Origin of the sequence: Clostridium aciditolerans, from assembly GCF_016316925.1 — a bacterium.
GTDB lineage: Bacteria > Bacillota > Clostridia > Clostridiales > Clostridiaceae > Clostridium_AM > Clostridium_AM aciditolerans.
Map to the genome: position 1 here is coordinate 208788 of NZ_JAEEGB010000005.1, position 22410 is coordinate 231197.

The following is a 22410-nucleotide window of genomic DNA, read 5'->3' on the forward strand; positions in this document are numbered from 1 at the left end:
AATTATATAAAGGACTGAAAACTATGAAAAAATTTAAATTATTATTTTTACTATTATTTATCTTGATGGCCGCCTTTGCAGCATTAAAAATATTTAACCCTAACAAAACGAAAACCACTGCAAAGTTAGCTTCTAATGTAGTTAATCAAGAACAAAAACATGAAAAAGACAAAACCCATGATGGAATACCTGCAGCTATACTGAATTCCAATAATGAGATTTCAGATTCTCAAAATAAGGATTTAAGGAAATTTCCTTACCCCTACAACGCTATGCTTGCTATATGTTCTGATATAGATGATGCAACCTTAGAGGAATTTAAAAACTATCATAGATTTTTAAACACTAAAGAGCAGACTGCTAACGGTGAAGGTATAGGTCTAGATATTAGTGACTCTATGTGGTTATACATGGCTGATAATGCAGGATATAAAGTAGATAAATACGGCAATGGTGTTGATAATATAATGACTTTCTTTAAAGGTATAGATAAATCTTCACGACACAACTCTGATGAAATTATTAATTTCACCAAATGCGGATGGATAGATTCCCTCCACTCTTTTGGAGATTTTTCAACTAAAAATGAAAGAAACTCCTCCTTTAATAGAGGTTTAGCTGTAGCTGGCTGGGAAACACTAAAAACTATTAATTTCAAACCAGTAGTATGGATAAATCACGGCAATAAATCAAACAAACAAAATTTTGGTGCTTATGGTACCTCTAATTTTATGAATTATCAACAAGGAGACAACCCTAATTCTTCATATTATCACACAGATTTAACTATTCCTAATGGTATTAAATATGTTTGGAACTCTATATCGGATTATAACTTTGGACATGATTATCCTCTTTATGAAATTTCTCTAAGGGATGGCAAAAAGGTATGGGGCTTTTATAGATATACCAATAACATGGTAAATGGAAGAATTGAATGGACATGGGTCCCTAAACACCTTCATAAACAACTTACTCAAGTAAATTTAGATAGTATTGTAAGCAATAAGCAATATTCTATAGTTGGACAACACTTTGGTGTAGATGCTGAAGATTTATTTCATGATGAAAATATAAAATCTTTGAGGCTGCTAAAACAGTATGAAACAGATGGAAAAATACTCGTTGCCAGAACCTCACGGCTTCTGGATTACGCCAATATCCATAAATATATAATGTATAATAAAGTAAATGATAACAATAAAACTTATATTAACATAACGAATATAAACGATCCTATTTTCGGTAAACATGTTCCTACTCTTGATAACGTAAGGGGAATTACTTTTTATTGCGATGACCCTCAGAATACTGTATTACTACTAAATAAAACCAAAGTTAGCAGCGAAGAACTGAAAATAAATCCTAAAGATGAAACAGGAAAGTACAGCATATCTGTGAAGTGGTTTGCACCCGACTATACTGACTATAATAAACAAAGTCAACTATAGGGTTTCTAACTCATAAGTTGACTTATGCTGTAATTTAATTTGGTAATTTTTATAGTATGAGAGAGGATGAATAATTGACAATTGACAGTGTACAGAGGACAATGAAGGAAGAAAACTCACCTTCATTGTCAATTGTCCTCTGTACTCTGTCCTCTGTATACTGAAAATATTACCAATAAACTTTAGCGTATAAGTTAACTTTCTAGTTAGTTTCCCTATTTAGTTCTTGTTTAGTTTTGGCTTTATTAAAGTATATTAATGCCAAAGCAAATGCAGCAATGCTAATAAATGTACATGCTTTAAAGGCTGCTTCAATAGATATGTCAGCAAATTTACCTATAGAAATGTTAACTACAGAAGAAAGTATATCGCCAGCCATAGCGTAGATAGAAAGTATTGTTGCTCTATTGCTGGTGTTTATTGATTTATTTTCTATATCTAAAATAATAGGTCTTATAATTGAAAAACATCCTTGAGTGACAGCAATTGCAACTACACTTATAATTGGATTTCTAGTATATATTAATACTGTGCATCCCAATAAAATATTTATTAATAGAACTTTTGAGGTTTTGTTTTGACCGAATCTTTCAGTAAACTTATAGGATTTAGCTGACACTAGACATACTATCTGCATTAGTGCTGTTAAAAATCCAAAATATCTGATACTTATTCCGCTTTTCAAATATTGAGGTTGATTTAAAAAAACACCAATTGAATGAGTTGTTTCACTGATGAGAGCAAAGACTACTACAATTATTATAATTTGTTTATTATTTAATACATCTCTTATACTGTTTTTAATACTTGTCTTTTTTTCTAAATTATGAGACACATCTTTAATAAAAAATGTTAAGATTACAGCTAAACCATAAGGAATTATTGTTCCAAAGGCTGTTAAATCCATTGATCTCTCAACCATTTTTGTAGAAATTAAACATGCCAATAGAAAACCTGCGACACTCATAGCAGTATACATGCCAAATACCTTTTCTGTATTATCTTTGTCTGCTGATGAGTATAATAATGCTATATCACAACCTGAAATTGCAGAAGTGGCTAAAGCTACTAATATTCCTTCTACTAGAAATAACAAAAAGGAATTCGCTTCATAGAAAACAATTTTTGATATAAAAAGTAGAAAGTTTCCTATCAACAAGGTTATTTTATATCCATATTTATCTGCAAACCATCCCCAAGGAATCTCAAAGAGCAGCATTAAAATCATGAATATGGACTCAATTAAAAATATATTATACATAGACAAACCTCTTGATTGTCTATATAAAGTAGCTACAGGCCCATAAAAAACAAGTCCTTGAAGAAATGTAATAATATACATTAAATAAACATTTATTTTTTTATTCAATTTGATACACCTCCAAAATTTTGCACAACAAAAAAGCCTTTTGAAAAGGATTTTTTTAATATATGGTTGTGCAGATGCATCAAATCGTTCTCATTATAGGTCCTCCAATATCATTTAAAATAATCGTTACAACAATATTTTACCACATTTACACTATATTTAAAATATGCTATAAAAAAAGAGCCGCAATCAATACGACTCTTTTTATATTATTTTTCAACAGTGCTAAAATCAACTTCCATTAAATCAACAACTTTTGTATTGTGTTTCTTTTTGTAACCCCACCATAATCCTATAAATAACGGCAATCCAATATATGATGAAATTACTCCATTCCAGTCTATTTTATCAGCTTCAAAGTAGCTAAGACCTTGTCCTAAAGTAACAACTATACATAATACCATTGCTATTACTGGTCCTAATGGAAATAACTTTGCAACATATTTCAATTTTTTCAAGTCAAGTCCTTGAGCAACATAAGCTTTACGGAAACGATAGTGGCATAGTGCTATACCTAACCATGCAACAAAGCCTGCAAGTCCTGATGCTGCTACAAGCCATACATAAACTGTAGTCTCTGCATAAAGTCCTGTTAAGAAACAAAGAGATGCTACTACTGTAGTCAATATTAATGAGTTAACAGGAACTCCTCTTGAGTTAACCTTTCCAAGCCATGCTGGTGCTTTACCATCCTTAGCCATTGCATATAGCATTCTGCTTGAAGCATACATTCCTGAGTTTCCTGCTGATAGTACTGAAGTTAAGATAACTGCATTCATTAATGATGCAGCAGCTGCTATACCAGCCTTTTGGAATACTAATGTAAATGGACTAGTATCAACCCCAGCATCCATATAAGGAATTAATGCACCAACAATAAATATTGTTCCTAAATAGAATATTAAAATTCTCCAGAAGATCGTATTTATTGCTTTAGGTATATTTTTTTCTGGATCTTCACTTTCTCCAGCAGCTATACCAACAAGCTCTGTTCCTTGGAATGAGAAACCAGCAATTAAGAATACCATGAAAATTGATTTAGCTCCACCAACAAATGGTGCTTCACCAACGCTAAAGTTTTTTAATCCCACAGCATGTCCACCTATTATTCCAACTATTGTTGCAACACCTACTAATAAAAATATAATAACGGTAATAACTTTAATACTTGCAAACCAATATTCTGATTCACCATAAGCTCTTGCTGATAAAAGATTAAGTGCAACTATTATTGTAAGGAATAAAACACTCCATACAAGGGCTGGCACGCCAGGGAACCAGTATTTCATAAGTAGGGCACCTGCAACCATTTCAGCTGCAACTGTAATAGCCCAGTTATACCAATAGTTCCATCCCATTGCAAATCCAAAAGCGGGATCAACAAATTTTGATGCATATATTCCAAAGGAACCTGAATCCGGCATGAATGTTGCCATTTCTCCTAAACTAGTCATTAAGAAATAAACCATAACACCTATACAACCATATGCAACTAGTGCGCCTCCTGGTCCAGCTTGTTTAATTGTAGCTCCAAGAGCTAGGAATATTCCTGTCCCAATGGCACCTCCCATTGCAATCATATTAAGATGTCTTGCTGTTAAACTTCTTTTAAGTTCATTAGAAGTCTGAACATTTTGTTCTACTGCATTTTGCATAAATTTTTCCTCCTTACCGGCTTTTATTTATTCCGATAAGTGAAATAACTAAGATCAGAAACGTAAAAAATGCCTTGAGCATACACTCAAGGCATTTAATATGAATTTACATTAATTACTAAAACATACATATTAATATACAACGAATGATAGCTCACCACAAAATCCTCTTTGTGACAGTCTTGCATATATTCTATGCAATCCCAGCTATACAGTACTAAAGCATTTACTGTACGCTTCGGCGAAATTTCCTTTTAAACTGCTTCATTGTGCTTACCTCTGCAGTTTTACTCTTAAATTCCGCGCCTCTACCTCAGTTATTCACTTATGTAAATTATTATACAGTAATATTTATAATTAGTAAACAGTTTTTTAATATTTTAATGTGAGAAGTTCTTTCGCCATTTCTTATAATTATAATAGTATTAAACATAAGGTAGTCAATAGATTAGGTTAACTTTATTCATGTAAGTTTAAAAAAATTATATTTTTAAATGATCATAAAGTTCATCAAAGGACATATATTTATTTTTGCTTAAATATGTAAGATTAGAAATAATAAAATAAGAGAGTTTTTCAGAATCAAGTTTAGATGTTATATTTCCTTTTTTTCTCTCAAGTTCAATTAATTCTCCTATTTTTTTATATAACTTTGTAAAACTATCTTTTTCTCTACAGTGATACCCTTGCTTTTCCTCATTTGCAATTTCATAAAAAATTGAAATATAATCATCTACAAATCCCTGTAAGGATTCATATATTTTTCTTATTTTTTCTTTAAAAGGTTCATCAGTTAGTTCTAAACTTTCTATAATATTCAAGGTTTTGTTCCAATCATCTTGGAAAATTTCTATTACAAGCTCTATTTTATTTCTAAAGTAATTATAAAAGGTTCCTGTTCCTATATCACATTGTTTAGCAATTTCTCTTATATTCAGACCTTTATATCCCTCTTCTAAAAGAGTTTTTCTTCCTTGAATTATTATCTTTTCCTTAGCATTTTCAATTAACTTTGGCATTTTATCCTCCTATTAATGAACTTTGTTCATAATATACCATATTCATACTTTTCTGTCAACAATACTGGTCAAATTTGTTAAATCCATATCTTTCTCATATATATATAATACATATTAAATATTTTTTATATGGTTTCCCCTCTGCTACAATTATAAATAGAGTGAAGTTTCATATATACTAAATTAATCTAGACTTAGATTTGCATTATACGCAAAAATCTTACACATAATAATTTCTTGGGGAGGGGATTTTTATTAATACTTTAATATTTCTATGTATCGCTGGATTTCTTGCTGGTTTTATAGATTGCATATCAGGAGGGGGAGGAATTATTAGCTTGTCAGCTTTTTTACTTTCAGGCCTTCCACCTCATTTGGTACTTGGAACAAATAAATTTTGCTCTTGCTGTTCTACACTTATTAGCTCTATAAAATTTGCTCAATCTGATAAAGTGGATTTTTATCTCTTAAAAATTTTAGCTCCTTTTAGTTTTTTAGGAGCTATCTTAGGAGTAAATACCGTACTTAAAATAAATGGAAATTATCTTAATACCATAGTTCTTATACTTTTACTATTTGTAGGTATATATAGCCTATTTTCAAAAACTGCTGGCATGGAAGATAGATTTACTGGCTTTTCAAGAAAAAATATGGCACTAGGTATTATTCTTGCTCTATGTTTAGGATTCTATGATGGATTTTTAGGCGCTGGCGTAGGCTCTTTTTTAATATTTGGTCTAATAAACATATTTGGATTTGACTTTGTCAGGGCAGGTGGCAACTGCAAAGCTTTAAATTTTATAGGAAACGTTGCTGCAGTGATAATGTTTGCTATGCGAGGACAAATTAATTTAAAATTAGGTATACCAATAGCAATATTTATGATATTAGGTGCAAGACTTGGAACTAAAGTTGCATTAAATAAAGGAGCTAAAGTTATAAAACCTATATTCGTAACAATGTCTCTTGCTGTAGCAGGTAAAATGCTTTATGTAATAATGAGATAGATTTAATTGATACATAAAATCCTATTCCCTTTGTGATGACTGTCACAGGAAAATAGTTATTTCTATGATATTATTCTCATATAGACATATCACTCAACAAAGGAGAAGCTAGATGAAAAAAATAGGTATTATAAATTGTTTTGAAGTATCTAAAAGATGCTCTGGATCGGGGTGTTTTAAAGCTTTTAATAACAGAGCTGCTTCATTTGAGAACTATGACAAGGAGTCTCAAATGTTAAGCTTCGTTCACTGTAACGGATGCAGTGAAAATTCAATAGATCAGGTTATAAGCAGAGCTGAAAGAATGAAAGAAATTGGTGTAGATACAATTCATTTATCATCATGCATAAGATCTAAGTGTCCTTGGTATGACGAATTTTTAAGTACACTTTCTAAAAATTTTGAAGTAATAGGATATACTCACGGTGGTAAAGAGCGAAAAAATAAAAATGCAGAGTAACATTCTCTGCATTTTATCTTTTTCTTCAATTATGTTCTGAACTTACCTACTAATTCTTCTAAGTTTGAAGATATAATGCTCAGCTCATTTGAAGATTGAGCTATATTTTCCATACTGCTTGATTGCTCTTGTGAAGAACTTGAAATTTCTTGGCTAGTTGCAGCTACTTGTTGTGAAATAGCTGATATGCTATCCATTGCTGCTATTACTTCATTTTTATTTTTACCTATAGTATTTATATTCTCTATCAAGTTATCAATTTGATGTGTTACCGTTGAAACTGACTTCTCAATCATCTCGAAAGCCTTTTCTGTATTTTTTGAAACATTAGTCGTCTGATGGATTGCTGCCTTTGCTTCACCTACTTTAACATTAGTGTCACTAATATTAGCTTTAAACTCTTGTATTATATTATCAATTTCTTCTGTAGAAGCTGCAGTCTCGCTTGCAAGCTTTCTAATCTCCTCTGCAACAACTGCAAAACCTTTTCCCTGTTCTCCAGCTCTAGCTGCTTCAATAGCTGCATTTAAAGCAAGAAGATTAACTTGATCTGTAACAGCTTTAATTGTATCTGTTATTCTGCTAATTATTTCAGATTTATTGTATAAATCATTAACTTGATTAGCTAGTTTATCTGATACCTCTACATTACCTTTTACTGCAATTTCTAACTCTTTGACATAATCTAATCCATCTCTACTTACACTGCTAGTTTCATCAACGTGTTTTTTAATTATATTTGAACCTTCAACTACACTATTTATTTCATTTGCTAAAAAATCTAATTTTTCTGCACCTGACTCAATATTCACAGCTAAGTCAGCTGAACCTTTTGCAATCTCATCTGTAGCTTTTACTACTGATTCTATAGAACTTACATTCTCCTCTGATACGCTGGACAAATTCTCAGCACTTAAAGCTACTTCCTTAGATTCTAACTTAATATTCTCTACTATTTCTCTTAGAGATTTTTGCATATTATGCATGGAGTTAACCATGACTCCAATTTCATCTTTATTTTTTAACAGGTGTTCATACCTTTTATCATCAGATAAATCTAAATTAGACATCTTATTTAGCAATTGCACTACCTCCATAAGAGGCTTAGATATTCTACTTGCAATCATCATAGCTATAAACGCTGCTACAATCATACCTATAACTACTATAATAGGTACAAAAATTCTCATTTGATTTAAGCTTTTTAATACCTCATTAAGAGGAACGCTAACAGCTAAAATATATCCATTAGGAATAGTGTAGTATCCAACCATTCTTTTACCACCATAGTTATATTCAACTACTCCTGATTTGTTTTTCTTAATCGTTTCTATTATATTCTTAAAATTTCCGTTTTCTACTGTTGCCATGTTATCTTTTCTAGTGAACTTAGAATGAACTAAAAAGTTATAATCTGCTGATAAAAGATATGCATAGCCTGTATCATAGAGCTTAATTTTATTGATTGCATTGCGGAAAAGGTCAAAGGAAATATCCATTCCTACAACTGCTACTAGTGTACCGTCTATGTATACCGGTTTAGTATAGGAAATCATCTCAATCTTTGAATGCATATCAACATAAATATCACTCCATGCACCTTTTTTAGCTTTTACTGATCCATAGTACCATGCCATATCCTTATTATCTTCTTTAAAATTTTCTAAAACATATGAAGTCTTTCTTTTAAAAGTTCCATCTCTATCCGCATCGTCATAAGATACATAATGCAGTGAGTTTCTAAGTTCTGGATTTAAGTATATATAAGATCCAACAACTCCCGGTGTAGTTTCACCCATCTTTTTTATAATAGGCTCAATTTTATCTTCATATTGCTTTAAATATCCTTCATCACCCTTAGCTTTTGATAAATCAAAGTCTGATAATACTGAATTAGATATAAAGTCTACAGTTCTTTCTATCTCATTAGTTAGAGTAGTAAAATCCTTTGCATTGCTTTCTGTTACAGCTAAAAGCTTATCCCTAGATTCTTTTTCTATTGCATTGCCTGATTGATATCCGGTTACAATACTTATCACCACAGCTATTGCAAAGGTGCAGAATAATATTGCTGCAGTAATTTTACTTTTTATTTTCCCCATATAAACTCCCCCTGTTTAGTTTCATTTAATTTTAGTTTAACTTTAAGCTCCAGCTATGTATTTATTCGCCATATTACTTGAAAATCCTTCTATTTAGATCATTATATGACAACTTTACTAAAAAAAATTGATAAACCATTATGATTTATCAATTTTTGCAACTTATCATTCATTTTATTAATATCTTTTGTTTTCAAAAACATATAATTTGCCATTTCTAGGCTTTAAAAAATAGTTGCCTCTGAATCCTTTTTTTATTAATATCTTTTGTACTTCATAAAGAGTGCCAGCATGGCTTACAATTAATATATTTTTATCTTTTTCCTTTAATATCGTATCTAAAATTTCATTAACTCTTTTTAATGTGGTTTTTCTGCCCTCTGGCTGGGAAACGTGGTTTCTAATCCACGCAAGCCTATTCAACAAGGTCCATACAGTATAAGGTATTTTGAATCTAATGTTTCTCCATGCTGCTGATGGAATTTCTACCAGTTTATCAGTTATAATTAATTCACCATCATATACAGTTTTAGCAGTGGTAACCGCTCTGCTAAGACTACTACAATAACATTTATCCCATTCCTTATCAACAACAATCTCATTAGGTATTACCTCTGATATATCATAATCTGAAATATACTTATTATATTCTTTTGATGACATAAATCTACTCTTTTTTAGATTCACTTTAAAATGTCTTATAAGACCTATTTTCATTCTTATTCTCCATTCCAAATTAAAATGCTTTACTTATTATATAATTTACATATATAAAAATTTTATTCTAATACTCGTTGTTGCATTAGGCTTTAACTTTGAATTAATACGTTATATATGATATACATTGGATGTTTCAGAGCAAATTTAATAAAGGCTAGTTTATCAGATAAAGCTAAAATAACGAAGCAAAATTTGCTCCGTTATCAAGTGATTCTTAGGTTCAGATGGAGCTTGCTTATAAGGATGACTTTCTCCATCTGAACCTTAGAAGAACTTATCCAGGCGTGTAGCAGTGCTTATCCCCCAGTTAAGCAGAGAGCCTAAATCTGTGATTTAGTGCGAATCGCTTACTCCTTCGACAATAGGAGAAGGAGTTTCATGCAAAGATGGGGTGTTAGCAATGGTAGCGATCGGATAAATTTATAAAAGTTCTGCTCTCTTTAAAACTTCTGTTTTAAAATTTTCTATTCCTATTCTATCAATAAAAAATCCTAGTTTCTCTCCATCCTCTGCTGTTTCTTTATAATAGTCAAAAATTCTATCTACTAATCTTAATGCTTTCTCTTCACTTAAATCAACTGCTATGATATCTGCCATTCTAGGATTGTATCCTGCAGACCCCCCTACAACTACCATAAAGCCTGTAATATCTGCTATTACGCCTACATCTTTGCTATATACACTTCCACAGGCATTTCTGCATCCTGCAACACCTATTTTACTTCTACAAGGCATATCCATCCATTGATATTTTCTTGCTAATTTCATACCTGTGCCTATAGTATTGTATTTTGACCTCTTACAGAATCCAGCTGGACACATCTCCACATTTTTAACAGAGTTTTGCTTTCTTACAGCAGGTTCCATACCTAACTCTTCCCATATAGCTGGTAAATCACTTTCTTCTAAATTTGTTATCATAATCCTCTGACCAGAAGTTATTTTTAAAACTCCATTAAACTTTTTAGTTACTTGAGCTATTTTTTCGAGGGCTTCAGGAGTTATGAATCCTCCTGGAATATATGGAGTTATTGAAAACTTTCTTTTACCGTTCCTTATTTTTTGCAAATTACCAAAATGGCTACTCATACTAATCTCTCCTAATCTAAAAGTATAGATATTTTTTAATTAATATTTTATCAAATTAAATTCAAATATTCTATGATTATAATCATTTCTCCAAAATATTGCTTAATTTTAACAAAGCATCTTTTGCAATAGAATAAGCATTTTTAGCAATAGACTATGCAAAAATTTATAGTATAATATAAGCAGACAGGAGAAGGAGTTTCATATATACATAAGAAAATAATATATTTAAACAAAGCTCGTAATAATTTACTTTTAGGGGGAGTTTATCAATGAAATCATTTTTTAATTCTTACAAATCTTCTATTATATTATTATGTTCTATAATCTTAGGTGGAATTATAGGAATATCTATGGGACCAAAGGCATCGCTACTTGAACCTTTTGGTACTTTATTCATAAACTTAATGTTCATGATTATAGTTCCATTAGTATTTTTCAGTGTTTCTTCCGCCATTGCTAATATGAATGGAATGAAAAGACTTGGAAAAATTATGGCTAGTGTAGTTATAGTTTTTACCTGTACAGCATTTGTTGCTGCAATTATTGGATTGATTGGAGCATTAATTGTCAATCCTACTAAGGGAGTAGATCCTGCCGCAATTCAAAGCATTATGGCTAAATCAGCAGATGCTCCTAAATCCTCTGAATACCCTGGAATACTTCAACAGCTTGTAAATACTATTACAGTCTCTGACTTCCCAGCTTTATTTTCAAGAAAAAGTATGCTTCAACTTATAGTATTCTCAGTACTATTTGGTACATCAACAGCGATCATTGGCGAAAAGGGAAAACCTATTGCTATGCTCCTAGAGTCCGGCACAAATGTAATGATGAAATTTGTTAGCATTATAATGTATTATGCACCTATAGGTCTTGGTTGTTATTTTGCATCCATGATCGGTCAGCTTGGTACTCAAATACTTAAAGGCTATCTCAGAGTGTTCATTTTATATTTAACTCTAGCTGCTATTTACTACTTTGGCTTCTTTACTATATATGCCTTTATCTCCGGTAGAAAGAAAGGTGTAACCACTTTCTGGCGAAATGCTATAGCTCCATCAGTAACAGCTCTTGCTACTTGTTCAAGCGCTGCTTGTATACCGATTAATCTTGAATACACAAAAAAAATGGGAGTTCCAAAGGATATAGCTGAAACCGTAGTTCCACTTGGAGCTAATACTCATAAAGATGGTTCTGTGTTTGGTGGTGTTATGAAAATTGTATTTCTACTTGGATTATTCGGAAAGGATATGAGCAGTATATCATCAATATTAGGTATAATAGTCATCTCTTTCTTAGTAGGTGCTGTTATGGGGGCTATTCCAGGTGGCGGCATGATTGGAGAAATGCTTATTATAAGTATTTATGGTTTTTCTCCTGAGGTTTTACCTATAATAGCTGTCATAAGTACAATTATAGATGCTCCAGCTACACTGTTAAATTCTACAGGAAATACAGTATGTGCTATGCTGGTAGCAAGGTTGGTAGAGGGTAAAAATTGGCTAGAAAAAAAGGTCTGCCAATCAACAGAATTATCTTCTTAAGTCACAAATCATATTATGAAAAAATTCTATAGATATTTTATTGATAATTAACATTTATCCTATGGGGATTCTACAGCTAACAGTGTACAATCTCCATAGGATTTAAATTTTACTTTATTTGATAGATATAACTTTTTGTCTTATACAATGTAGTAACATCATCCTTAGAATTGTAATCAAAATAGTGAACAGTGTAAATAAATCCATCTCCTTTTTTATTGAACATAATTGAATTACCATTGTTTTTATTATCTAGCTGCTCTACAGGAAGCATCCTAGCATTTTTTATTTCTTTACCATCAAAATCACCTATAAATGATGTTGTCTGGATTTTAGATATGGTCTTGTTATCTGATTCACATATAGCATTTTGTATACTATAGCCTATAGAATGTTTGCTATTATTAACATTAACATCTTCAAATAAACTGAAATGATTTTTGCCGCCACTGTTCATATTTTCATTTGCTATTACTGTAACCTTATCCTTCTGTATATCGTATTTTACAATACTTCTGTTACCTTTTTTATATATGCTATTTAGATATATTTCATTTCCGTCTTCTGATATATCAAATATTTGTCCTCCTACAGTTTTAATCTTTTTTAAGCCGTTTTGTTCTCCTAACTTACATTCGTATATAACATCATAATAAATTGAGCTTATATAAAAACTATCCTTGTTTTTATTGTATACCCATGAATAATTTCCACGGACATTATCTAAATGTGGAAAATATCCTGAGTTAGCAAATCCTTTAATTACAGCTCCTGTTTTTATATCAATAACCCTCATGCTGCAATCACTGCCACTTATATATGCCATAACATATACATATTTATCACTTCCAAATACAAAACCACAGTGTATTCTTTTTAATAACTCTTTATCCTCTGTAATTTTTAAGCTTTCTTTTTGTTTTGCCATTATATCTGATAAGTCGTATATTGATTTTTGAGTGTTTTCTATTGCATTATACATCCAAAGTTTCTTATCTTTTATATAGAGAAAACTTCCATACATGTCCTTTTCCCCTACTTCTCCACAAAGTGCATCTTTTATTGTATTAATTTTGTCTACTTTTGAAGTTTTAATATTAATATTATAGACATTTATATCATCTATATGGACACTTTTAAAGTCTACTACATTTTTATTTTTTCCGCTGCCTTCTGTAACTACAATATTTTCATCATCTTTCCAACATATAGGCACATACATCATGTTACCTAAATCTAAATCTTTTATTTTCACCAATTTATTGGCATTTTTTTCTTCATCTTTCACTTCTTGTTTAACATCAGAAGCTAACTTAATTTCTTTTTGTTTTTCACCACAAGCTGTAAAAGTTACTAGTATTGAAACTATCAAAGCTAATATTAAGGCTATTCTTTTCATGTTTGTTTTTATCATACTCTCTTCCCCTTCCTAAATCATATATCTGAAATTTAAATTTTCCTTAACTAAATAATATCACTTAATATTTTCCAAATTTGCACAACTTATTTCCAACTTGTTTCCAAAGAAAAAATTTAAACTCCATAATTCAAAGAGAAGGGATTTTTACTGTTACCTTTACTTCATTGCCATTTTCAATAAATATTTGTCCATTATGCTCCTTAACTATTTCACTACATATGTATAACCCCAATCCACTACTTCCAGCTTCAATTGTATTGTTTCCCTTTACAAAAGGCTCAAAAATAGAATTATAAATATCACAGGGTATTGGATTACTTCTATTTAAAATTTGTATTGTATAAGTTTTATCCTCATTAAATGCATTTATATTGATACTTTCTTCTGAGAAAGAATATTTAATAGCATTATCTAATAAATTTATTATGAGTTGCTTTATCTTATTTTCTTGCCCAATTATAAATCCCTCTTCGATATTTACCCGTATATCAATTGAATATTTTTTTGCCTTAATACTCATATCATTACATATATCCTCTAAGAGACTTTTCATTTTAATATTTTTCTTATCTTCTTCTAAAAAACTTAATCCTTTAGAAACATTAATCAAATCCAAAACTAAGCTATGAAGTCTTTCGCTCTCTAAATAAATTCGCTGTACTGCTCTATCCTTAAACTCCTTATCTTCTACATCTTTATCTAAAAGTATTTGAGCATAACCAGAAATAGCTGTCAGTGGAGTTTTTAGTTCATGTGTTACATTATTGAAAAATTCCCTTCTTCCCTTTTCCAGCTTTAGCACCTTATCTTTTTCCATACTTATTGTTTGAATTTGATTTTTTATTTTGTCCTTCATATTCATGAACTCGTTCAGTAGTATTCCTATTTCATCCTTACTTTTAATATCTAAATCTATTTCATAGTCTCCATCTTCAATTTTCTTTATTTGTTTTGTTAAAACTATAATGGGTCTTATTATTTTAGATGTAAATAAATATGATAGTATAAATATAACTATAAAAACTGCAAATTCAATTACTGTAATAACATCTACAATCCTTTTGTTTTCTAAATACATATTATTATAATTTTGGCTTATATTAATTATCCCCAAACACTTGTCTTCATAATATAAAGGATAGGATAAAACTGCCTGAACATTATCACTATTGTATTTTAGATTTATTACAGCTTCTCCCTTAAGTGCTGACTTTGCTCCTTTCTCTGTTAATTCATTAGAATCTAAACTCATATTGCTTTCCATAACCTTTCCACTAGGATTTCTTATTTCAAACTCATAATTGTAGGTAAGCACAGAGTTGTTAAGTAAATTCCTCATGCTAGTATAAAAACTTTTTTCATTCTCATATGAATCCTTAGATTTCATATTATAACGAAGGTACTCTCTTGAATTTTTCATTGTATCCTTCATAGAGTTTTTTATAATATTTTCTAAATTAGTTTCAAAGACTTGTCTAATTAAAAGATTTAAAGCAACAGCAGAAATTATAAATATCATTGATAATCCCAGTATAAATTTGAATCTTACACTATTTCTCATAACATTACCTCATAACATATCCTACGCCAAAAACTGTCTCAATAAATGATTGTCCACTTTCTAGATTTAACTTTGCCCTCAATCTTCTTACATGAATATCAACAGTTCTAATCTCACCATCATAATCCATTCCCCAAACTCTATCTAAAATTTCTTCCCTTGAAAAAACTCTATTTTTATTTTTTATAAAGAATGTCAGTAAATCATATTCTTTAGGCTTGAGCTTGATCTCTTCTTCATTTTTAATTATCATTCTTTTCTCTAAATTAATTTTCACATTTGTATTTAACTGTATGAAATTACCCTCTTCATCATAGTTCTTATATTTATCAACCCTTCTTAAAGCTACTTTCACCCGTGCTAAAACTTCTTTTATATGAAATGGTTTTGTTATATAATCATCTGCTCCAAGTTCTAACCCAAGTATTTTATCTATAACATCATTTCTTGCTGTAAGCATTATTATTGGAATTCTATAATTAGCATTAATAAACTTGCAAAGTTCAAAGCCGCTTTCATCTGGTAAATTAATATCCAACAATACTATATGAGGCTTAAACTCCTCTAGAAGCTTTCGTGCTTCCTTTGAAGAAAAAGCCCCTTTCACTTCGTAACCTTCTCCTTTTAAGGAAAAAGTTAATATATCATTTATAGAAAATTCATCTTCAATAACAAGTACTCTAAAGCTCACAATTCATCCCCCTTAATACTTAATATATAGAGTCTACGTGGATAATTATATCACTTTATCATATAATTCCCATACAATAAAGGTAACCCTATAATTTACTTTCTCTTTTTATTCTTTAGATACAAAAACCTTGGTCTATCATTATCTTTTGTTGGTTCACTCATAACATAATCTTTTAAATCCTTAAAACCGAAAGATGCTACAGGTGCAGTATATGGTATTCCAAAGTTTTCAATTGATGATACCTTTATCACTATAATAGTTAGTCCCATTACGAATCCAAATATTCCAAATATTCCAGAAAGTATAATCATAAGAAATTTTAATATTCTTATAGGATTCATCAGCGTATAATCTGTAACGGCGAAGGATGCCATAGAAGATAATGCCACAATTATTACCATAAGAGGACTCACAAGTCCTGCAAAAACTGCTGCCTGACCAATAACAATGGTTCCTACTATACTTATAGAAGAACCTATTTGTTTTGGAAGCCTTAGATTTGCTTCTCTTAACAGTTCTAATATTGATTCCATCATTATAGATTCTATTAGAGCATTTACAGGTACTCCAACTCTAGAAGCTGCAAGTGTTAAAATATAGTGTGCAGGAAGAATATCAGGATGAAAAGCAACTACAACAACATATATAGATGATAGAGTTAGTGCTACCATTAGAGATGAAAACCTCAAAAATTTAAAAAGTATTCCTGCATAAGAGTTACCATAATGATCATCACCAGCATCTAAAAATTCAATAAAGTTTTTAGGCGCTATTAATGATAAATTACTTCCCTCTACTATGATGCATACTTTCCCCTCTAATATATTAGCACAAGCAGTATCCGATCTTTCACTAATACCTACTTGAGGAAACAATAATCCACTTTTATTGGATATAAACTTTTGTATATATCCTGATTCTAAGACACCGTCGATATCTATTTCTCCCAATACTTTTTTAATTTCAGTAACATAATTTGAATTTGCAACATCCTCTAGATAAATTACAGCAACTGGGGTTTTTGTTCTTCTCCCAACTATATAATAATCTATTTTTAGCGAGGGATCTTTTATCCTGTAACGTATTAGAGACAAATTTGAATCTAAATTCTCATTAAAAGCATCCTTAGGAGACCTAATTCCCGATTCAATTTCTGGTGATTGAATATTTCTCTTTTCTATCTTTAAAGTATTTGCCACTATATATCTGCTGTCTCCAGATATAAAAACAATTGATTTCCCTGATACAATATAATTAATTATTTTGTTTTCATCATTTTCAGAAAAAACATCATCTATATAAATAACCGAATTTATTATTAATTCTGCTGTTAACGTTTGTGCCCCATCATATTGCAATAACGGCTTTATAATATTTTCAGATAAGCCATCTCTGTTTGTTATTTGTGGAATATATAAAATGTAAATTTCTTTCTCTTTAATAACTAATTTTCTTGAAATCAATCCAGTTATATTTCTTGTTAGCTCTTCAACTTTACTGCTGTAGTTATCTTGTTCAACCATATTACCCTTCCTTTAGTCTGGTTTTTTCCCATTTGGATCTAATATACTAGTATCTTTTATAGTAGTTTTTACATTTACATGAAAATTTGCCTTTGGATACTCCTCTTTCCAGTTCATCTTTTTGTATTCTATTGCATGTTCAGCCCTAAAATATTTGGCAAATCCGAATACATCGCACTGCATTTCATTTTGTGAACGATTTATTGCACGCATAACCTCTTCTTTTGTCATATTGGAAACTATGTCTTCTATTTTTTTTGTTTCAGCTTTACTTAAAGGCTCTATGCTATATTCATATTGAATTTGTGCATTTAATTTTAAATCTATGTATATATTAATTTTATTATCTTCATACTTTGTTCTTATAGTTCTTTTTTCTAGAACAGGCTTAACAGAAACTAAATTTTTTTCATTTTTGGGATGTGGAATAACACGTTCTACAGTTGTTTTTTTTGCTACTAGATATAAAAATCCTGTACTTTCTTTATAGTCTATAATGTCAATTAACTTTGAATCTTTCATTACTGCAAAACCTAAATACTTAATATTTTTGTTATCCTCCTTAGTAATATAAGGCAGCAACAACCCTATGTCTCCGAATTGGATATCTGTTTGTATATCTTGTACTGTTTTATGTAACGCTGCTCCAGTTTCATCTAAATATCTAATTGTATCTTCTATTCCATAGCCTATAAATATGTCGTTTTCAATTCTCCCTGTAAACAGTTCCTTTGCTGGCTCTTTACATATTACTACGGGTACAGAATTTCTAAGCCATATAGTAAAGTACGCTCTATTTATATAAGCTTCTATACCCTTTTTTTCAGCATACTTTTTACTAAATGCTATTACTCTTACTGCTCCTGCAAAATCCTGAAAAGGAACTTTAACATTATGGTCAGCGTTTGACTCTTCAAAATGCTTTCCTAGAGATCTATACTTATATACATCTACAACTTGCAACATCCCCCTTCCCTGGGTATTACTTGCGGTAAGCTTTGCTATTTCACCAGTAAACTCCAATTGATTTTCTACATCGTCTACTCCTATAGAAAGGTCAATACTCCTTCTATTAATGTCCCTATAATCCCAACATCCTGTTAAAAATAATGTCAATAGTAACATAATTATTGTTTTATTATATCTTCTTATCATATTTTTTCACCTTTATAATTGTAAGTAGAATAATTAATATTACTATTGTCGCTATGGCTGCAAAATAAGAATTATATTTAATGATTGATTCTATTTGATCTTTTGTTTTTGGAATTTGAGCTGCTATAAACCCTATAATAGTTACACCTGCTACAATATATTTATATTTTATATTTCTGGTTATTTTATTTGCAAAAGTAATTACTCCATACCCCCATAGACATATGGCACAAATTATATTCATCGACCAATATACCATATATATACCATCAAGCCTTCTAAAAAATTCAAGGTAGTATATATCAGTACCTCTTATAACATCAAGTAAGGATACCTGATAATGAACTACCGCTTCTACTCCAACTACTGATATTACTGACTCTACTATGTAAATGTATATAATACCAATAAAACCTACAATAAAAGTTGTGTATTTTAATGCTTTTTTATTATGTTGTCTACTGAGGGGCAGAACAAAAAGTATTTCCGCCCCTAAAAAAGCAATAACAATTTTAAATATTGCACTAAAATAAATTCCTAAATCTTGCACAACAAATAACGGACGTATATGAACAAACCTTCCCTTTGTAAGTAAAAGTGTGTTTATAAACATAAATCCAATAATATTCAAAATCCCATATAGTTCGCATACTCTTGCGATAACATTTATTCCTTTGACTAAGGCATAAAATACAACTATATAAAATAGAGCACATATGGCTATTATAGGGGTTTTGTTAAGAATAATCATTTTTAAAGTTTCAGCGTATATTCTTGTTATCATAGTAAAGTTTAGAAAAAAGTATATTATGTATACAATTAAAAAAATATATGTTATTGTTTTGCCTACTAACTGCTGACCATATTCATAAAGTGTTTTGCCTTCAAAAGTATATTGAAGATATGTAATCATATAAGTAATTACCATAATTATAATTGTTAAAATAAGCAGTGAAAACCAAGAGCCTGCTCCAGCATTCTGTGCTGCCTCACTAGGTAGGTCAATGACTCCGTACCCGACTGTTATACAGTATATCATGAGAGAAATTTGCCTGTTTGTAAGAAATTTACTCATGTATTTCACTCCCTATAAGTTTACATACTAATAGGGTATCCACTTAATTACATTATATTTATACAAAATTTAAGGCAAGGCCAGTGAGACGTATAACATCCACTTTCCTTGCCTTTTTATTTGAACTTTAAAACATAATCTAAAAAAGGGTCTTCATTCTTAATATAATTTTCTATAGTTAAAGCTAAACTCACCTCTGGATAAAAGCTTGGTAAACTATCGTCTTTAATAATTTTATAGTATTTAGTAGAATAGCACACTGTTAAGCCAGAATTTTTTAGTGTAAATCTCTCTACCTCTCCATAGCAATTAGGTTTTCCCCCTGTAGCCTCTCCTAAAAATATCGCATTAGTATCTTCCTTTAGTAATAATACATTTAATAAAGCGGAAGAAAAAGTTTCACGGCCTACTATTACAAAGAGATTACCCTTTTTATTTATTTTATCACAAGCTTTTAGGTCCTCAATAAATGGCTCTAATAAGGTAGAGTTGCCTCCAGAATTGTTACGTAAGTCTATAACAAGCTTATCAACTTGATTTTTATTAATAAATTTTATTAGTTCTTTACCAAAATCAAAAACACTTTTATCTTCCATCTCTTTGCAGGCATTATATTTAAAGTAAAGAACCTTGAACTCTTTCATGTATTCATACCAATAATATTTATCAAAGTTCTTTCTATAAAGAGGCACTATATTATCCTTTAACATAGACTTTTGGCTTTCTTTAAGCTTCTTTCTTACTTCTCTTATTGGTAAGGACTCAATTTCTATGTTTTTTATTTTTTTCTTTCTATCCTCAATAGTCAACTCCAAGCTTTCAATGGTATCAAGAATTTCTAATCCGTATAAAAACTCAATAGCAGGAAAATATTTAGGAAGTTGAGCTTTACACAAAGCCTCATTTTCATAGGAAACAATAGTACTTAAAACTTTAATGACTTCTTTTATATCCATACCATTAACTTTAAGTATCTTACAATTTTCTATGTGCTTATATCTTTCAATTGTTGATATTATATATATTCCATCTTTAAACCAATATAATTCTATAGGGCAAAGAAAATTAACGGGCAGTATAATTCCGGTATGAGCATCCCTTATTGCTGCAACTATTTTAGCTAAATTTACTCTGATTTCGTATTCATCTAAATTTCTAATTTTTCTCTTTAATTCTTTTATTTCTTTAAAAAACTCTTCCTTTGATTTATTGAAAAATAAATTTTTATGCCTATTAGGAAGTTCTAAAGCCAGCAAATCAATATCTTCTATCCATTTGTCATTTCTACTTAAAACCATATACTTTTCCCTCGCTATTATATTTAATATATATTCTAATATTAGCACAAAATAACTCCATGTATAAGATTATTTCATATAGGCTTTCTAGTTGTAAACTATATAGTTTTGAACTAAATATTAATTGTTTTTGAAGCTTAATCAAGGGAATCGTAATAATTTTCTTGATTTTTGGAAAACTTAATGATATAATATAATAATTGTCGATAAAACATAATTATTACATAATGTAATGTGTTAATTTAAAATGTTTTGTCTTAGGAGGATAATTAATGAAAATTGGAACAGTAAAATGGTTTAACTCAGAAAAAGGATTTGGATTTATTGAAATTGAAGGTGAAAGTGATGTTTTTGTTCACTTCTCAGCAATTCAAGGAAACGCTCCTAGAAAAAGTCTTGAAGAAGGCGAAAAAGTTCAGTTCGATGTTGAAAAAGGTCCTAGAGGTCTTCAAGCAACTAACGTTGTAAAACTATAGATTTAGTTTTGTATTATATTAAGCTTTAATATATAAACAGTGATAGTTCTGCCACCTTTCCAAAGGTGGCTTTTTATTCAACGGTAATATTTGTAGTTTTTAAAATATTACATTATAAAGGAGATTATTTATAGTGAAAAAAAATTATAAAATGAAAAAAACAATATCCATGAAGATGTTTATTAATGAATTTGGTGAAAGCTTCTCTAAACATATGAAAAAAAGACTGCTTGAGCTAGAGGTAAGATGTGTTTTAACAAGAAAAGAAGATAGCTATAGACTTGATATTAAGCACGTAGAGCATACGCAATATGCTTTTGATAATGACCATAATAATAGCACTTCCCAAAAAGAATATGTGTATGGACAACTTATAGTTATGGATGGAGCACTATACTACTCAGAAAGTTGTATAGAAAATGATACGGTTATGCAATCTCCAATTGTAGCTGTTATATATGACGACCTAGATAGCGAAGGTATGATTTTAGACAATGATAACAGGGCTAAAAAAATAGATGACAATAATATCGATTACGTTATAGATACTATGCTGACAGTATTTCCTGATGTATCTCAATCATACCTAAATATTATAAAGGAAATGATTTCCCACGAAAGAAATTAATAATTAGCTTGTATTTTTTTTAGGATATGTTATAATTATATATCCGCGGTAAAATTAATTTATGTTATAGAATAGTTGCAAGGTACATTTGCAAAATCAAATTTTTTTCAAATATTAGAGTTATATAAAATTAGAAAAATGAACGAATATCCTGACTGGCA

Annotated in this window: 19 protein-coding genes and 1 riboswitch; of the genes, 6 read left to right on the forward strand and 13 right to left on the reverse strand. The window is 30.1% G+C overall.

Translation table 11 applies throughout. The features are described 5' to 3' along the window. Positions 1-23 precede the first annotated feature (23 nt). The gene (locus I6U51_RS04685) at positions 24-1451 is read left to right on the forward strand and encodes a hypothetical protein (protein WP_246517074.1); all 1428 of its coding nucleotides are present in this window, start codon (positions 24-26) and stop codon (positions 1449-1451) included. A gap of 202 nt (positions 1452-1653) precedes the next feature. Here I6U51_RS04685 and I6U51_RS04690 read toward each other — a convergent pair whose 3' ends face one another. The 3 genes from I6U51_RS04690 to I6U51_RS04700 form a co-directional block, all read right to left on the reverse strand. Then, positions 1654-2820 carry an MFS transporter gene (locus I6U51_RS04690; RefSeq protein WP_211141433.1) on the reverse strand — a complete coding sequence of 389 codons (1167 nt, stop codon included), beginning with the start codon at positions 2818-2820 and terminating at the stop codon, positions 1654-1656. Between the two features lie 209 nt (positions 2821-3029). Further along, the gene (locus I6U51_RS04695; protein ID WP_211141434.1) at positions 3030-4475 is read right to left on the reverse strand and encodes an amino acid permease; all 1446 of its coding nucleotides are present in this window, start codon (positions 4473-4475) and stop codon (positions 3030-3032) included. A 142-nt stretch (positions 4476-4617) separates the two neighbouring features. Further along, positions 4618-4794, reverse strand: a riboswitch (Lysine riboswitch). A gap of 163 nt (positions 4795-4957) precedes the next feature. Beyond that, positions 4958-5494 carry a TetR/AcrR family transcriptional regulator gene (locus tag I6U51_RS04700; RefSeq protein ID WP_211141435.1) on the reverse strand — a complete coding sequence of 179 codons (537 nt, stop codon included), beginning with the start codon at positions 5492-5494 and terminating at the stop codon, positions 4958-4960. 254 nt (positions 5495-5748) lie between these two features. Between I6U51_RS04700 and I6U51_RS04705 the strand changes: the two genes are divergently transcribed. After that, positions 5749-6501, forward strand: coding sequence for a TSUP family transporter (locus I6U51_RS04705; RefSeq protein WP_211141720.1), 753 nt, complete (start codon positions 5749-5751; stop codon positions 6499-6501). 112 nt (positions 6502-6613) lie between these two features. Next, the gene (locus I6U51_RS04710; protein ID WP_211141436.1) at positions 6614-6961 is read left to right on the forward strand and encodes a CGGC domain-containing protein; all 348 of its coding nucleotides are present in this window, start codon (positions 6614-6616) and stop codon (positions 6959-6961) included. A gap of 29 nt (positions 6962-6990) precedes the next feature. Here the strand turns inward: I6U51_RS04710 and I6U51_RS04715 are convergent, their stop codons facing one another. The 3 genes from I6U51_RS04715 to I6U51_RS04725 form a co-directional block, all read right to left on the reverse strand. Continuing rightward, complete coding sequence (locus I6U51_RS04715) at positions 6991-9063, reverse strand: methyl-accepting chemotaxis protein (RefSeq protein WP_211141437.1); 2073 nt, start codon at positions 9061-9063, stop codon at positions 6991-6993. A gap of 177 nt (positions 9064-9240) precedes the next feature. Further along, complete coding sequence (locus tag I6U51_RS04720) at positions 9241-9780, reverse strand: histidine phosphatase family protein (RefSeq protein WP_211141438.1); 540 nt, start codon at positions 9778-9780, stop codon at positions 9241-9243. A gap of 423 nt (positions 9781-10203) precedes the next feature. Continuing rightward, positions 10204-10872: an NAD(P)/FAD-dependent oxidoreductase gene (locus tag I6U51_RS04725; protein ID WP_211141439.1), complete on the reverse strand. Its 669-nt coding sequence runs from the start codon at positions 10870-10872 to the stop codon at positions 10204-10206. A gap of 272 nt (positions 10873-11144) precedes the next feature. Here I6U51_RS04725 and I6U51_RS04730 point away from each other — a divergent pair, with 272 nt between their 5' ends. Then, on the forward strand, positions 11145-12419 hold the full coding sequence (locus I6U51_RS04730; RefSeq protein ID WP_211141440.1) for a dicarboxylate/amino acid:cation symporter: 1275 nt from the start codon (positions 11145-11147) through the stop codon (positions 12417-12419). Between the two features lie 109 nt (positions 12420-12528). On the opposite strand, the gene I6U51_RS04735 is transcribed toward I6U51_RS04730, so the two are convergent. The 7 genes from I6U51_RS04735 to I6U51_RS25305 all read right to left on the reverse strand — a co-directional run bounded on the left by I6U51_RS04735 (position 12529) and on the right by I6U51_RS25305 (position 21193). Further along, complete coding sequence (locus I6U51_RS04735; RefSeq protein ID WP_211141441.1) at positions 12529-13833, reverse strand: hypothetical protein; 1305 nt, start codon at positions 13831-13833, stop codon at positions 12529-12531. Positions 13834-13966: 133 nt separating this feature from the next. Further along, complete coding sequence (locus I6U51_RS04740; RefSeq protein ID WP_211141442.1) at positions 13967-15400, reverse strand: HAMP domain-containing sensor histidine kinase; 1434 nt, start codon at positions 15398-15400, stop codon at positions 13967-13969. 4 nt (positions 15401-15404) lie between these two features. Continuing rightward, entirely contained in the window at positions 15405-16091 is a 687-nt protein-coding gene (locus I6U51_RS04745) for a winged helix-turn-helix domain-containing protein (RefSeq protein ID WP_211141443.1), read from the reverse strand. 95 nt (positions 16092-16186) lie between these two features. Then, positions 16187-17617, reverse strand: coding sequence for a spore germination protein (locus I6U51_RS04750; protein WP_211141444.1), 1431 nt, complete (start codon positions 17615-17617; stop codon positions 16187-16189). Between the two features lie 12 nt (positions 17618-17629). After that, the gene (locus I6U51_RS04755) at positions 17630-18772 is read right to left on the reverse strand and encodes a Ger(x)C family spore germination protein (RefSeq protein WP_211141445.1); all 1143 of its coding nucleotides are present in this window, start codon (positions 18770-18772) and stop codon (positions 17630-17632) included. Beyond that, positions 18756-19847 (reverse strand): GerAB/ArcD/ProY family transporter, encoded by a 1092-nt coding sequence (locus I6U51_RS04760; protein WP_211141446.1) that lies wholly within the window; start codon positions 19845-19847, stop codon positions 18756-18758. Before I6U51_RS04760 ends, I6U51_RS04755 begins: the two co-directional genes overlap by 17 nt. A 116-nt stretch (positions 19848-19963) precedes the next feature. Continuing rightward, the gene (locus I6U51_RS25305; RefSeq protein WP_211141447.1) at positions 19964-21193 is read right to left on the reverse strand and encodes a S41 family peptidase; all 1230 of its coding nucleotides are present in this window, start codon (positions 21191-21193) and stop codon (positions 19964-19966) included. A 224-nt stretch (positions 21194-21417) separates the two neighbouring features. On the opposite strand from I6U51_RS25305, the gene I6U51_RS04770 reads away from it, so the two are divergent. Then, positions 21418-21621, forward strand: a complete 204-nt coding sequence (locus I6U51_RS04770) for a cold-shock protein (RefSeq protein WP_178908451.1) — start codon at positions 21418-21420, stop codon at positions 21619-21621. Between the two features lie 133 nt (positions 21622-21754). Next, the gene (locus I6U51_RS04775) at positions 21755-22249 is read left to right on the forward strand and encodes a hypothetical protein (RefSeq protein WP_211141448.1); all 495 of its coding nucleotides are present in this window, start codon (positions 21755-21757) and stop codon (positions 22247-22249) included. Positions 22250-22410: the final 161 nt, after the last annotated feature.